This is a genomic window from Legionella quateirensis (assembly GCF_001467955.1).
Classification (GTDB): Bacteria; Pseudomonadota; Gammaproteobacteria; order Legionellales; family Legionellaceae; genus Legionella; species Legionella quateirensis.
Map to the genome: position 1 here is coordinate 130,084 of NZ_LNYR01000001.1, position 15,647 is coordinate 145,730.

The window sequence follows — 15,647 nt, forward strand, 5'->3', positions numbered from 1 at the left end:
AATGGCAAGCAGAAAAGAAAATATTAAGTCACTGTTTTCCAATACTCGAACTCGAGTGATTATCATTTTTACGTTAATCCTGTTGGTTGTTGCAGTAGTTATTGGATACATGAAGCTTCGAAGTTCTATTCAAGGCCCTTTGTCAAAAGCTGCAGTTAGTGTCACACCAGGAATTCAATCTATTCCTGGTGTGCTTGATCCAACAGCACAATATGCCAAATTGCAGGAAGAGCAGAATGTTACTCAGGCAAAACAGGCTGAAACAACTGGCGGTAGCGCTATACCAACCATTATTCGTACCCAGGCTTTGGGTGAAGGGGTAGGTGTTATTGGTTCGCAAAATGGGCAGAGTGGAGTAGGTTTTTCTGCTTTAGCCCGAGAAGATGATGAGGGTGCACAAAGAAGTTTATGGATACAGGATTTGCAAAATGGCAGTTGCAGTAAATCAGTCATTACAAAAGTTGTAAATCAGGGTGCTCTATTAAATGATTTGAAGCAAGCATGCAGTTGCGTGCAGCTCAAGGACAGTGGCTTTGTTCTAAAGGATCTGGAACAAGTTTGTGAGTGCAAAGAGTTAAAAGCCGCAGGCTATAACGCCAGACAACTCAAAGAAGCCGGTTACACAGCGGGACGACTAAGGACTTGCGGTTTTGATGCGTGTGAGTTACGAAATGCGGGATTTACCGCGCAGGAAATGAAAGATGGTGGATTTTCTGATGGTGAATTAAAGGGAGCTGGATATTCTGATAATGAAATCGCCAAGGCCAGCGGTTTACCTGATGGGATAACTGCAGATGACGTAAGAAAAGCCGGATGTGGTGTTGCTGCCTTAACAAAATTGCGTAAAGCGGGTGTATCTGCTTCTGCAATCAGAAAAATTACGGGATGTACTGCAGAACAGTTAAAAGCAGCTGGATACACTGCTCAAGAGTTGAAAGATGCCGGTTTCAGTGCGGCAGATTTAAAGAAAGCAGGTTTTTCAGCTGATGAATTAAGAGCAGCCGGGTTTACTGCTCGCGATTTATTAAATGCAGGATTTACACCAGAAGATTTGGCCAAGGCTGGTTTCACTGCTGCGCAAATTAGAGCCGCTGGAGCGGAACTACCTCCTGGAATAACACCCACCGATGTGAAAAACGCTGGATGTGATGTTGATGTATTAAAAAAACAAAGAGCTGCTGGAGTCAGTGCTGCATTAATAAAGCAATATGCTGGATGCAGTGCGCAGGCATTAAAGGCTGCTGGTTTTAGTGACGCAGAATTGGCAGATGCCGGATTTACTCCGCAAGAGATTAGCGCCGCAGGTGCCTTGTCCGATGCAGATGTTAAGGCAGCAGGTTGTGATCCCGATAAGTTGAAGAAACTGTTTAATGCCGGAGTTTCTGCTAAACGCATCAAAGAATTAAATGGCTGTAGCGCACAAGCATTAAAAAATGCCGGCTTTGATGCTAAATCATTAATGGATGCCGGGTTTACGCCTGCTGAATTACTCGCTGCAGGTTTTACCCAGAAGCAATTACAAGATGCCGGTTTAAGTCCAGCAGATATAATAGCCAGTGGCAGGGCAGCGGATTGCAGTGTTGAGTCATTAAAAAAAGCCAGGGCTGCAGGAGTAAGTGCTCTGACTATCAAGCAAACTATGGGCTGTTCTGCTGCGGCATTAAAAGCAGCTGGTTATACGGCAAAAGAGTTGAAAGATGCAGGATTTACTGCTGCTGAATTAAAAGCTGCTGGTTTTAGCGCGAAGGATCTGAAAGATGCTGGTTTTAGTGCCAAGGAATTACGCGATGCGGGATTTTCAGCACAAGAATTGAAAGCTGCAGGTTTTAGTGCAAAAGAACTTAAGGATGCCGGGTTTAGTGCGGCAGAATTGAAAGCTGCAGGTTTTTCAGCAGCTCAACTTAAAGCAGCTGGATTCAGTGCAAAAGACTTAAAGGATGCAGGATTTTCCGCTGCAGAATTAAAGAGTGCAGGATTTAGCGCCAAAGAACTTAAGGACGCAGGTTTTTCAGCTTCTGATTTAAAAAATGCAGGATTCAGTGCCAAAGATTTAAAAGATGCAGGGTTCTCAGCTTCAGATTTGAAAAGTGCTGGATATAGTGCGGCGGAACTTCGAAATGCAGGTTATACCGCGGCTGAATTAAAAGAAGCAGGGTTCACTGCAGGTCAATTGCAAGCTGCCGGATTCTCTGCTGCTGAGTCAAGCATGGCGGGTTTGCAAGATCCCAATTTACAACAAAATCCTTCCTCGATGTTAAGTGTTCCCGGTTTTCCCGGACAGCAAACATCTAACTCGCAGGTTGGTTCCAGTAGTGATCAGCTGCAGGCAATTTTGAATAAACAAAATCAACAAATGGCGGAACAAAAATACCAACAAAAAATTCAGCAAAGAACTTCGGATATGCTTTCTGCAGCCAATCAATCAATTCAAGTCTGGAAAACTGTCAGTACCCAGGTATACACGGCAGGAACCGAGGAAAAACCTGCAGCAGCGAGTGAAATAGCACCGGCCGGCTCAGCGACAAATGCTGGATCCCAGGGAGGACAGGCACAGAACAATGCACCTGCTCAAAAGGCTATTATTAAAACGGGTGATATTGTATTTGCTGTGATGGATACATCAGTAAACAGTGATGAACCAGGCCCCATTTTAGCAACTATAGTAACCGGAAAATTGAAAGGGGCTAAATTGATAGGTAGCTTTAATCTACCATCCAATGCAGATAAAATGGTTATCACATTTAACACGATGTCAGTGCCTGGAGCAGCCAAAACTACGTCTATATCTGCTTTCGCAATTGATCCCAATACAGCAAGAACTGCGTTGTCTAGTAGAACAGACCATCATTATTTAATGCGTTATGGTTCTTTATTCGCATCTTCCTTTATTGAAGGTTTTGGTAATGCATTTCAGTCAGCAAATACTACCGTAAGCATTGGTGGAACCGGTGGTGGAAATAATATTACTGTATCCAATGGTATTGGCCGATCCTCCCTTGAGAATGCCGTTATCGGTTTGGCAACAGTAGGCAAAAGTTGGGGACAACAGGCCCAGCAATTATTTAATACCCCAACTACAGTTGAAGTATTTTCGGGAACTGGTTTGGGAATTTTATTTACTCAGGATGTAACAACTATTTAACTTGATGGCAGAGAATAATGGCAGAACATGATCAAGATAATGATGAATATAGATTTGCAGAGCTGGATTCACTTAACGATGAGCCTATGGGTGACTCAGATGTGAGGCAAAGCAATAACTTATCTTCCGGGCAGGGGCAGTTTTCTGATAAAAAGAATATTAAACGCAATGCTTTAATTGCGGTTGTTTTAGTTATTCTTGTTATGGTGTTGTATAAATTTATCGGTTACTTGTTCTTCTCCAGTGCGTCAGAACCAGTTGCAAATAAAGCTGCCGTTCCTCCTATAACTCAGGTTACAGCAACTCAACCGGTACCAACAACAATTACACCAGTGCCTGTTCAGCAAGTTCAACAGGTTCAACAAATTGATTCACAGGCCGAGAAAGAGTTAGCAAATAAAGTTTCAGCTATTGAAGCTTCTCAACAAAGTCTTAGGGCAGAGGTGAGCGCACTTAGCGATCAGATTGGAACTATTAACAATAATATAAATAATTTAAATACACAAATTGCAAATCTGAACCAAGTGATGGGGACTTTATCCAATCAGTTAGCCAAACAATCTGAAGTTATTAGTATGTTAATCACACGTTCACAACCAAAAAAAGTGAAACAAGTTGTTCGTTTTGTACCGCAGCGTATTATTTATAATATCCAAGCAGTAATTCCTGGTCGTGCATGGCTAATTGGCTCAAATGGTTCTACAATTACAGTAAGAGAAGGGACGAAAATTGCAGGGTATGGACTGGTTAAGTTAATTGACTCAATACAGGGTCGAGTGTTAACCAGCTCTGGGCAAGTAATTAAGTTTAGTCAAGACGATAGTTGAGGCATATATGGCAACTTGTACTGGCGGCACAGTTTCATGCTGGATTGCAAGTCAGGCTGATATTTTAACGAATATTGCAAATTCACTAGCGCCTGTAGAGCGATTAATCACAGGCGGTGCTTATCTTATTGGTAGTGCTTTTATATTTAAGGCAATCTATAGTTTGAAGGTTTACGGTGAGGCTAGAACTATGATGTCGAATAGCGCTAGCATAAAAGAGCCCATAATGTATCTGATGGTTGGAGCAATATTGATTTATTTTCCAACAGCATTTCAAGTTTTTATGCAATCAACCTTCGGTTATCAAAATGTACTCCAATATGCTCCAATAAATAGCAATAATCAGGCGCTTGATACACTTTTTGGTAATGGCAGTGTTGTAGGAAGACCATTAGCTATGTTAATACAGGTTATTGGTTTGATTGCATTTGTCAGAGGATGGGTATTAGTTGCTCGCTCTGCATCTCAAGGGCAACCCCCAGGAGGTACTGGAAAAGGCTTAATGCATGTATTTGGTGGGATTTTAGCAATCAATATTGTAGGTACTATTAATATGATTAATAATACTTTATATGGTTCAGGTTAGACTAATATAAAATTAGGAGAGAATAGTGAAAAGTAAAATGGTCAATAGAACAGGATATAAATACTGGTTGATGAGCGCTGCTTGCATGGGACTAATCGCATTGGTCAGTCAAGAGGCAGCAGCAGGATCAATTACTATAGGTAATATGGCTTCTACTATTGCTGGTTCGTTTACCAGTTTAGCAAAACTTATAACAGCCGGATCCTATTTGGCCGGTTTGGGATTTTCTATTGGTGCTATTATGAAATTTAAGCAGCATAAAGATAATCCTACTCAAATCCCAATTGGAACTCCTATAGCACTGGTATTTATCGCCGCTGCATTATTATTCCTTCCTTCCATTTTAGGAGTGACAGGACAAACTATGTTTGGAAGTGCTGGAACAACTGCAGGTCCTACTGGTACAGTATTTAAGTAAGGAACATGCCTGTTGTATGTTTCGATTTAAATTGGGTAGAGGAGTACTCCTTACCCAATTTATTTATCCAGATGAAATGGGTTTTAAGTGATTTGTGACTTATATTTACCTATAGGTGTCTAAAATTTTGTAAATTGATATTGTTCATACTTTATGGATGGTAAAGACACTAGAGTTCTTAAATTCAGCTTAATGTGAGCCGAGAATATGGCGGGTAATCAACAACGCTGCGAATTAAAATTAATTGCTACACCAGGTTCCTGGCGCTTGTATTCAGCCAGAAAAATTGATGAGCGATTTAAGTCGTATGAGCAAAAAATTTTTACCAGAGATCGCTATACCTGCCAGTTTTGCGGATTTCAAGCCCGTTTGTTTCAAGAAATTGTAAACCTTGATAATGATTACACCAACAACAGATTATCGAATCTGGTGACCGCATGTTGTTTTTGCGCTCAATGTTTTTTTATTGAATCAGTCGGGGTTGGTGGCTATGGAGGCGGTACACTTATTTACCTTCCTGAATTGAGTCAATCTGAATTAAATAGCTTATGCCATGTTCTGTTTTGCGCTATCACTAACGATACTGGCTATAAATCAAGCGCACAAAATATTTATAGAAGTTTTAAATTTCGCTCCCAAATTGTAGAAGAAAAATTTGGTGAGGGAACAAGTGATCCTGCAATATTTGGGCAATTAATGATTGACTCTGGTGTTACTAATAAAGAGATTGGCAGTCAGCTTTTGAAAAACGTGTGCTTATTACCATCACGAGCTAAATTTAGAAAACAAATAGAAAAATGGGCTGCCAGCGCATTAGAAGAAATTGCTGAATAAATACTATTGAATCAGACAGCTGATGTTGGTTGCAAAAGCACTGCGTCAGTCGTCAAATAAATACAAATTGGGGATAAGGGATGGCGAAATGGTCAGAATCGTTTTTTGAGGGTATAGATACCTTCTTTGCCTGGTTAAGCACTTCTCTTAAACAGACGACAGAGTCGTATGTTGATTTGGAAACTGCAGACAGTCCTACTGTACTGGTAAACCATGATGGTTCATTACTTTCAATTATTAAAATTGAAGGGGTTACTGCACTGGCAGGAACAGAAGAATTCGAACGTTTGGTTGGAGGGTTAAATAACGCGTTTCAGGCTGCTATGGGTAGACCAGGCCATGCTCTGCAAGTATATTTCAGTCATGACAAACAAAATATTAAAAAAGTTATCGAGGATATCTATAGCCCAGCAGAAGCCACAGCAAAACGGCTTGATCTTAACTTAGGCGATTTGTTTGATGAGCGTGTTGATTATTTAGCACAATATTGCGCTGAAGAGCGAGTGTATTTTGTGTTAATTACTCGCCCATTTAATCTTTCTAATGATCAATTGAAGATATCTGCTAAAGCTAAAGGGAAATTTATTAAAGACAATAAAATACCTCCATTCAAAAATTCTCAGACCATTTTTGCTGCAGTACCTGAATTACGAGATACCCATGATGCTTATGTACGATCCATCATGAATGATCTGGATGCATTACGTGTTTTTGCCAAACTTTTAGACGTGCATGAAGCAATTCATGCTATTCGTATGACAGCTGATCCTGATTATACTGCTGATAACTGGCGCGCAACTTTACCGGGGGATAAGTTACCTGTTCGTGAAGTGAACAGTTTTGAGGGAGACCCTTCAGATTTGCTATGGCCCTCTTTAGCCAAACAGGTTATCCCCAGAGATGCAGAAGTCATTGATTTAAGAACAGTTCGAGTAGGTGATAAAATCTATGCGTCTACCTATATTGATTTGTTTCCAAAAGATGTAAGGCCCTTTATCACGCTATTTTCACGGATACTTCCATCCCATGTTCCCTGGAGAATTGCGTTCTTAATTGAAAGCGAGGGTTTAAGTACAATTAAACTCAAAGGTCTTTTATCAGCCATATTGAGTTTTAGTTCAGCGCAAAATCGACTAATCAGTGATTCGGTAAACTTGTTAAAATATCTACAGCTCAATACCGACGAAGCTATAGTTCGCTTAAGAGTAGTTGCAACTACCTGGGCATATGAAGGAAACGAACCTTTGCTCAGACGAAGAAGTTCAGAATTAGTCAAAGCAATACAAGGCTGGGGTTCAACGGACGTATCTGAAATTTGCGGCGATCCATTCGCTGGGTTTGTCTCAACAATGCTCGCAACAACAATGAATAGTGCAGCAGTGCCTACTGTTGCGCCATTATCAAGCGTGATCTCTATGTTGCCTATTACTCGCCCCGCATCACCTTGGAAAACTGGTGCTTTACTATTTAGATCGCCTGATGGTAAACCTTGGCCTTTCCAGCCAGGATCAACAGAACAGACAACATGGATTGATTTGGTATATGCTCGTCCTGGTTCAGGAAAATCAGTGTTATCCAATGCCCTCAATTTGGCTCTTTGCTTATCTGGTGGATTAACCCGCTTACCTCGAATTGCCATTATTGATATAGGGCCATCAAGTAGTGGATTGATTTCATTATTGAAGGAAGCGTTACCGGCATCCAAACGTCATTTGGTCGCTTATCATCGTTTGCGAATGACCCCTGAATATTCTATAAACCCATTTGATACTCAATTGGGATGTCGTTATCCAACAGCATTGGAACGGTCCTTTTTAGTGAATTTTATTACCTTGCTGACCACGCCATTAGGTGCGATAAAACCTTATGACGGTATGCCAGATTTGGCTGGTATGGTGGTAGATGAACTTTATAAAAGTATGGCCGATGAATTTAATCCGACACCTTATGCACCGGGTGTTGAGGAATTTATCGACAGTATATTAGAAGAAATCGGATTCGTACGTGATTCGAAATCTACCTGGTGGGAAGTTACAGACTCTCTGTATTCAGCAGGATTTGTTCATGAGGCGATGTTGGCACAACGCTATGCTATGCCTTTGTTAGCAGATGCTGCATCGATTTGTAGATCCTCTTCGATTGAGGACTTGTATGAAAAAGTAACTGCGCCTACTGGTGAATCACTAATTAACGCATTTTCTAGAATGATCTCATCTGCAGTACGTGAGTACCCAATCTTGTCACGTGTAAGCAGCTTTGATATTGGAGATGCTCGTGTAGTATCTCTGGATCTTGATGAAGTCGCGAAGAGTGGTGGTGACGCAGCAGACCGACAGACCGCTGTGATGTATATGCTGGCGCGGTACGTATTGGCGCGGCATTATTATTTAACTGAGGAAAGTTTGAATAATATACCGGAACAATATAAGGAGTATCATAAACAACGAGTTCTGGAGATAAGAGAGGATCATAAACGTATCGTTTATGATGAGTTCCATCGAACCTCTAAATCCGCTGCAGTCCGCGAACAGGTCATTATCGACATGCGGGAAGGGCGAAAGTGGAAAGTCCAGATATCTTTACTATCACAATCTGTAGACGACTTTGATCCGGTAATGATTGATTTCGCGACAGCTATATATATTATGGACGCTGGTCCATCGCAAGCAATTGAGAAAACCACTGAAATCTTTGGACTTTCTGAAACTGCAAAAGTAGCTTTACGAAATAGAGTGCATGGGCCTCGCCTAGGTGGGGCTACCTTCCTTGCGCAATTTGCTACCAAATCAGGAGTGAATGTCCAATTACTGACTTTAACACTCGGGCCTGTAGAGCTATGGGCATTTAGTACGACTGCTGAAGATGCGACAGTTAGAAACCATTTATACCGTCATTTAGGGCCTTCTGAGGCCAGAAGATTGCTTGCTGCGCTGTTTCCTAATGGTTCTATTGCTAAGGAATTAGAAGCGCGATTGGCAACAATGAAAGAACAAGTCGGTTTAATTGAAGATGATGAGCGGGATGGAGCTATTGATCAACTGGTAACCGATATATTGGAAGCGTATGCAAAAGATCCCAATATTAAATCGCTACCCGTTAAAATTGGATAAGAAATGGTGCAGAGTATAGTGAAATGAAGCTTCTGCACACTATCTTTTTATCTATTGTAACCTCGTTATCAGCAAGTATTTTATATGCTGTCGAGTGCCCTGATATTCAGAAACTCATGTCCTTAGCTACGGAGTTAAGTCATTCCATAGATCAGGATTTCTGTACTCATGAAATTAATGGTCAGCATTTGGATTGGATCAAGAATTCTGCTTTCCCGCAAATTATGAATAAATCATTTTTGGGTGTTGAGCCCCCCTCTAACTGGCGAATGGTGCTGGATGATTTGATGCAATGCTACACTCAAGGAAATTTGTGCTCCAAAAAAGTCCAAGAGGAGTTTGCTCAGTGTACAATGGCTAAAATGCCCATAATTCTATTTCAGCTAAGTCCATGGTTCAGTGAACATTGTGTAAAAATGAATGCAACAGTTCTGCAAGGTTGGCCCGTTAAGAAATCCATAATTATGGGATTAATCAATGAATTTACCCAGCGACATAAGCGGAATGGTTTTGGAACCTAGTACAACGTTGCACTAGTACTGTTTATTCTCCTTTGAACGAATTGGGTATGTTGACAACGCACACTTCTAATTCAGATTCTTTTTATAGGTTTCACGAACGTAACAGGTTGTGCCCAGGACGATTATTGCCCAAAAGCACAGATACCAGGCCGGTGCTAATTGGTTATCAGACAGTTCAATTAATGAGAAAGCAACCAGAGGCATAGTACCCCCAAAGAGGGCTTGACCTATATTGTAGCCAGTTGAGATCCCACTGGCTCGAATACTGGTTGGAAACATCTCAGCCAACATGGTTGGAACAGTTGCGTTTATAGGCGCCAGAATCAGTGCCAATAACAGTTCACAATACAGCACATGCCACCAGTTTTTACTGAGTAATAATAAGAAAAATGGAAAGATGAACAGTAATAGTGTGATTAAACCGCATAAATAGACCGGCTTTCTTCCAACAACATCGGATATATAACCCATAATTGGAATAAATATCGTTAATGCCAAAAGAGCCAATAGATTGATTAATAAGGCATCATGTAATAGAAACCCTTGATATTTCACTAAATAGGTGGTGACATAGGCTATCAGTAGATAATTTGACATGGCCAGGATGCTGGTAATCATAACCGCTTTAAAAAGCTGTTTTTTATATTGAGTGAAAATAATTTTTATTGGGATATCTTGTGCATGGGCTTTTTGTTGAAAAGTAGGTGATTCGCTGCTTTTCAATCGTAAAAAAATACCAATAATTCCTAGAATTCCACCTAGTAAATAAGTATATCTCCATCCTGACTGCACTAGAGAGTTACCTGAGTAAAAGGAACTGACTATTGAAGCAATCAATGCGCCTAGAAATATTCCTAAAAAAGCGCTGCTTAAAACCAGACTTCCTGCAAACCCACGTTTGTGTTCAAACATATGTTCAATCAGATAGGTAGTAGAACCTGGAAGTTCGCCTCCTACAGCCAGCCCTTGAATAAGCCTTAACATAGAGAATATGATGGGGGCTGCCAGTCCCAGGGAGTTATAATCCGGCACAAAAGCAATTAAAGTGGTTGTCAGCGTCATGATCGACATAGAGAGAATCAGAGCTTTTCGTCTTCCAAAGTAATCGGCATAGTGCCCTATAAGTACGCCGCCAACTGGGCGCATAATAAATCCTATAGCAAAAAGACTGAATGTAGCGAGTAGAGAAATAAAATGAATTTCAGACGGAAAAAAAAGTTCCGCAAAAACCGGGGCAAAACAGGCGTAGAGGATGAAATCATACCACTCCAAGGTATTACCATACAAACCTGCAATAATACTGTATCTTTCTTTTTGATTCATAGTATGCGTTCTTATTCAGATTATAAGTTGTATTCAGAGTAGCCTGTTTTTATGCAGTAGAAATTGTATTGTTCTTATTTTTGATGGCATATAACGCAGCCATAACCCGATTTAAACAAGATATCTTTGCCGGGAGGGGGTGATATCTTATTAAAAGTAACTGCATTTTCCCGTGCATGTAAAATGCGTTGTTCCAACATCTTTTTATATGGCCAGAGACTGTAGGTTTTAGAGAGTTTCGCGTTCTTGTATATTATTATACCGGTTTCTACATCCCCCGATTTAATGAGCATATCCCCCATATTCATGAAAAAGCCTTCAAAATTATGTGGGGCAATACTTGAGTTCCAACAGGCTCTTTGTTGACCGGTATGAATTTCCTTATTCATAAAAGAATGATAGTCGGGGTTTTTTCTATTGATTTTGGTTCCAGTACATAAATCCAGTGTCTTCCATTGCCAGGTTAATCCTTCTTTAAAATGATCAGAATCTGCTGGAAGACTACTCATAGGATATCCTGCAGTAAAATAATTAAATTGAGGCCATTCGTGAATCGCTTTTTTTAGGGTAAAATATCCTCTCACTTCTTCTTGTTTATCTTGATAAATTTGACCTTCAATCAGTTGGGTATCACCATAAAATCCTTGATAAATAGGGTTGTGTGGATCAAGCTCCAAGGCATCAAGAAAATACTTTTTCGATAACACAATTTCATTGGTAATTAATGGCGATTGATCGTTGACTCGAGAGCGTTCGGTAATGTTCCATATATGAGTGAAGCCTAAATAGGCTGCTAATTGAGAATCATCAGGATTTTCAAGATAGGCTGCGGTTAATAAATAGCTTACTTTGGGAATATCCTGATAACGACCATGATGTAATGAATTCCAGAAGAGGTGCTTTGCCTGAATGGCCAGTTTATCCTTTGATGCTTTAGCTTGTTTGGGGGGTGTTGACATTAATGCAACCTGTTCACATCCAACCAGGTTAATGACCAAAATACATAACGACGCCACTATCGGAAAACGCATCCTTGTGCTCCCTTGAATATTCAATTTAGTAACTGAAAATGAATTTCATAATATGTATTGCTATTAACAGATAAGTCAAATAAATGATTTAGACAATGGCTTCATTTAGTGAAAAACCGTTTAAAATTCCTGGAGTGAAAGGATTCACCTGGTTATTTGTTTTTAGCAAATACCGGCCTGAATTACTGTTCACTTCAAAAAGAATTTGTAGACTTGAACTGTCCTGTTCATCAACCAGGACATTAACTTTTTCTAATAATTTAAATATCGCCCAAGTACCTTGTTCAGCAAGTTCATAGTGATTTCCTTCAATAGAATCTAATGCTAATTTGGCATTATTTTGCGGCCAGGTAAATTGAATAAACGATTCGCTGTTTTGAGTATCTGTTAATTTAATGCTGCCGATTTCAAGGTTCAAACTGGCAACTACAGGATCAAGACTAATCTTCTGTAAACTGAATTCAATTTTACTTTCGTCGCTATGAGCAGGGAAAAACATATTAGTAATAATATTGGCGCGGATGATTTCATCTATTGCATCATTGGAAATAGGCATTACAAAATCATTCACTGATTTCGTTTTCCATTCAGCGCTGGATACATCCAGAAAGGGCTTAATATATTGCTCAGAAAATGTGTTTAATACACCATGAGTTGAAAAGAAATGATTAAAATCTTTTATTTGAATTTCCTGATTTTGTCGGGAATCAAAAGGATAACGCTGGGCTATCGTATTTTGAAATTCTCTATAAACGGTCTGTTGCCATTGTTGATTGATGTATTGCCTGGTGTCTTTGATGAGAATAACCCAAGTGTCACCGGCCAACTGTTTTGCCCATGAACTGAGTGGCTCAGGTAACTGACGGGATTGCATAAAGAGAGCGCTTACAGGATCCGTGGAGTTTTCATTAATAAATCTGGATTTTGTTAATGAAAATGCTGTTTTACCACCATCTGTTACAACCGATAATGTGGAGATAAAATGTTCCAGTTCATTGATTCGTAAACCTAACTCTTTAATGCTGGTACTGCTCGTTAAATTTAAATCAGTAAATTTATGTGCTACAAATTGATTGAAATTAGACGTGCCGTTATCTGACAAATCAGGTTTTGTTTCTTGTTGAACCAGAGCAATCAGTTTGGCAATCGCATCTGATTGTTGTAGCGATTTTACAATCTGGCGACCTTGTTGATAATCCTGATAATGCAAAGGTTGCGATTTTTTTATAAACATTTGCCACCAGGTCACATAATCAAAACAATAGGCCTGAATTAATAAATTATTGAGTTGTGCCAAATCCTGTCGGGCTAGAACCCAATTTTCCGCTTGAAGTTTACTACTAATATTGGGAATATCTTTAATTACTGTCGCAAAACCGGTTTTAGTGAAATATACCGGTAACTCATTTGTCGATAAATTAAATCCTTCAACGGCGATTTTTTGTTTTGCTACAGGGAATGATTCTTTCGCGATGGAGTAATATAAATAGCTTGTAGGAAGTGCATTCAGGTAATTTCGTGCGTCACTGATAACCTGCGGCCTTATCTGTACATTACTCAGTGGTTTGCTTAACGTATTTTTTAATAATATTAATTGATTTTTATTTGAATCCGGAGCTTTTTGCCATTGCTGTTTAAACCAATTATAAACTTCAATTTCTGAAAAATGCTCTGATTGTCCAAGCATCAAGTAGATTTTTAATGCTTTATAGCGAGTTATCGGAGTATTGCTCGGGCTGGTGATGACTTGTTCCAGTTCATTAGTTAATGAGGGAAGAAATTCACCTTCAAGTTTATGCTTTGCGTTATTATGTAAATTCAATTTTAATTGATGGACAGTAGGGAGCGATACTGAGTTCGCGGAGATATGCTCCATACTGTCCGCAGCTTTCGACAGGTGGTATAAAGCCTGAGCCCCATTATGTCCTTGACTCTTTAATGTATCATAAGCCAATAATTCTTTACTGGTTTCATCCAATAAATGAGCTGTTTTGTAATGGTTGTAACTGAGTAATAGTAAACTGAAAACAGCGATACTTGAAGCGATAGCAATTATTGGTTTTTGAGAAACTGTTCTGATTTGGGGAACCTGACTGCATTGCTCCTGGATGGATTTCAATGCTCCCTCAACAAAATAGGCTCTGTAATTGGTAGCTTGTGGAAAGGTATCCTGAACAATCAGGGCATATTCATGTTGAATTTTTTTATTTAATCGATCGATACTGACTCCACCTTGTTCCGCGCTCGTGAAATAAAGAGAGTGCAGATGGAACAGTTTGGGCGATACTCCTTGAATCAAGGCTTGTATTGGCGCACCCAAGCTGGATAATTGAAGTGGAAACTCACGAATTAAACTTCGTTTTATCGTTGAACGTACTGGGTGCATCTTGGAAATGACCTGATGACTGAGCTGTTCAATTAAATGATTGAATTGTTGTGAGTACATTTCAATTTTTTTACGTGTCTGATTAATACAATCCAGAGAAAAACCTAAAGGTTTTGATAATTCAGTTGCATGATCCATTTGATAAAATTCAGTGAATCCTGCCAGGGTATCCATTTTTGTGAATATTAACGCGAGCTCAACTTGATAGCCCAGATTAGTGCCCAGCCGTTCTAATAAATGTAAATGTGATTTTCTTTTTTCCGTAAAAGCGGTTGGTTCAGCAATTAATAAATCATTGACGTCAACACATAAAATTAATCCTGTAATTCTGAGGTGACGATTGCATCGATTTAACTGTTTTAGGGTATTTTGTAATAGTGTTTTGCTGTTTGTAAGCCAACTTTCACCAAGTTCAACAATAATTCCTTGTTGATTAAAGTAAATTTTTGCATTCTGTTCGCTGAATACAGGCATTACTTCCATAGCACTTTGTTTTAAGAGCGCCGATTTTCCCTGTTCGTTGTTTCCTGTAATAAGAATGAAGGAAAGTTGATTGCTTTGAGGTTTTAATTGAGCAAGTATTTTTTTTATAGCATCACATAATGCGCGTAAAGAATTATCCATTAGTCATCCAGCATTGCAAGTTGGGTGTGTCCAAATAATAGGGTTTTCGCTTTGTTTTCTAACACTATGTGGCTGGTTAAGAATGCAAGCGCTACAAAACTTACCGCGATAATAGCGGTAATCACTGAAGCTTTATAGTTTTTCTTAATGGTTTTTGGTAGGGGATTTTCATTAAACAGGCGATGGGGTTTATTGAATCGGTATTGTTGAATGATTTGATACAAATCTTCAATCGTGTTATCCAATACTTGACGGCCATCAGCTCTTAAATGATATTCACCTTCAAATCCGGCAATCAGACAAAAATAAACCAGCTCTATTAAATCAAGAAATTGGTTCGGTCTTTCTTTGATGTAATTCAGTATTTCAAAAAAACGTTGCTGCGGCTGAGCTCCATCACTTGTTAAGGGAGTAAATGATTTAAATTCAGCTGCCTGGTTATAAATTCTCAAGTAACTCTTACCCAAAATTTCATCAATAGTAGCTGATACTAGATATTGCGCGATGCTGATGAGATCCAGTGGATACTTGGACGCGTCCAGTTTGCTGTGAAAAGCACGTAATTCATGCTCTATATTGTCTCTTATATTTTCAATTGGTGGTAGGCTGGGACTTAAACATAGTCGTTCGAGTAAGGACAATAACGGTCCTGCGGCAGCAACCAACGAATTGCTGGAAAAAGGCGCTATAAAAAGTTTGGAACGATAGTATCCCTGCGGAACAAGTGCGGGTCCCGAAATTGCAAGACGACTGACAAGTGAGGCCGGATAATGCTCAGCTGTCATGAGTTTGCTCCAAAAGAGTTTTGACCATGCATTTGACTTCCTGTGAAACTGTCTGTTAAA

The 15,647-nt window shown here is 39.6% G+C and carries 11 protein-coding genes; 7 read left to right on the forward strand and 4 right to left on the reverse strand.

Going from position 1 to position 15,647, the window contains the following annotated elements; genetic code table 11:
• The first annotated feature begins 1 nt into the window (after position 1).
• The 7 genes from dotG to Lqua_RS00740 all read left to right on the forward strand — a co-directional run bounded on the left by dotG (position 2) and on the right by Lqua_RS00740 (position 9,438).
• Positions 2-3,142 (forward strand): type IVB secretion system protein DotG/IcmE, encoded by a 3,141-nt coding sequence (dotG, locus tag Lqua_RS00710; RefSeq protein ID WP_058472397.1) that lies wholly within the window; start codon positions 2-4, stop codon positions 3,140-3,142.
• 14 nt (positions 3,143-3,156) lie between these two features.
• A complete protein-coding gene (gene icmG / locus Lqua_RS00715) occupies positions 3,157-3,969 on the forward strand; it encodes a type IVB secretion system protein IcmG/DotF (RefSeq protein WP_172459545.1) in 813 nt (270 codons plus the stop codon).
• 7 nt (positions 3,970-3,976) lie between these two features.
• Positions 3,977-4,555, forward strand: coding sequence for a hypothetical protein (locus Lqua_RS00720; protein WP_058472399.1), 579 nt, complete (start codon positions 3,977-3,979; stop codon positions 4,553-4,555).
• 37 nt (positions 4,556-4,592) lie between these two features.
• Positions 4,593-4,973, forward strand: a complete 381-nt coding sequence (locus Lqua_RS00725; protein WP_058472449.1) for a hypothetical protein — start codon at positions 4,593-4,595, stop codon at positions 4,971-4,973.
• Positions 4,974-5,180: 207 nt separating this feature from the next.
• On the forward strand, positions 5,181-5,807 hold the full coding sequence (icmJ, locus tag Lqua_RS00730) for a type IVB secretion system protein IcmJDotN (protein WP_058472400.1): 627 nt from the start codon (positions 5,181-5,183) through the stop codon (positions 5,805-5,807).
• A gap of 80 nt (positions 5,808-5,887) precedes the next feature.
• On the forward strand, positions 5,888-8,917 hold the full coding sequence (locus tag Lqua_RS00735) for a type IV secretion protein IcmB (protein ID WP_058472401.1): 3,030 nt from the start codon (positions 5,888-5,890) through the stop codon (positions 8,915-8,917).
• Positions 8,918-8,940: 23 nt separating this feature from the next.
• Positions 8,941-9,438 (forward strand): hypothetical protein, encoded by a 498-nt coding sequence (locus Lqua_RS00740; protein WP_058472402.1) that lies wholly within the window; start codon positions 8,941-8,943, stop codon positions 9,436-9,438.
• Between the two features lie 66 nt (positions 9,439-9,504).
• On the opposite strand, the gene Lqua_RS00745 is transcribed toward Lqua_RS00740, so the two are convergent.
• The 4 genes from Lqua_RS00745 to icmH all read right to left on the reverse strand — a co-directional run bounded on the left by Lqua_RS00745 (position 9,505) and on the right by icmH (position 15,587).
• The gene (locus tag Lqua_RS00745; RefSeq protein ID WP_058472403.1) at positions 9,505-10,761 is read right to left on the reverse strand and encodes an MFS transporter; all 1,257 of its coding nucleotides are present in this window, start codon (positions 10,759-10,761) and stop codon (positions 9,505-9,507) included.
• 74 nt (positions 10,762-10,835) lie between these two features.
• Positions 10,836-11,792 (reverse strand): hypothetical protein, encoded by a 957-nt coding sequence (locus tag Lqua_RS00750; RefSeq protein WP_058472404.1) that lies wholly within the window; start codon positions 11,790-11,792, stop codon positions 10,836-10,838.
• 88 nt (positions 11,793-11,880) lie between these two features.
• Positions 11,881-14,802 carry a type IVB secretion system protein IcmF gene (gene icmF, locus Lqua_RS00755; RefSeq protein WP_058472405.1) on the reverse strand — a complete coding sequence of 974 codons (2,922 nt, stop codon included), beginning with the start codon at positions 14,800-14,802 and terminating at the stop codon, positions 11,881-11,883.
• Positions 14,802-15,587, reverse strand: coding sequence for a type IVB secretion system protein IcmH/DotU (gene icmH / locus Lqua_RS00760; protein ID WP_058472406.1), 786 nt, complete (start codon positions 15,585-15,587; stop codon positions 14,802-14,804). Before icmH ends, icmF begins: the two co-directional genes overlap by 1 nt.
• Between the last annotated feature and the right edge of the window lie 60 nt (positions 15,588-15,647).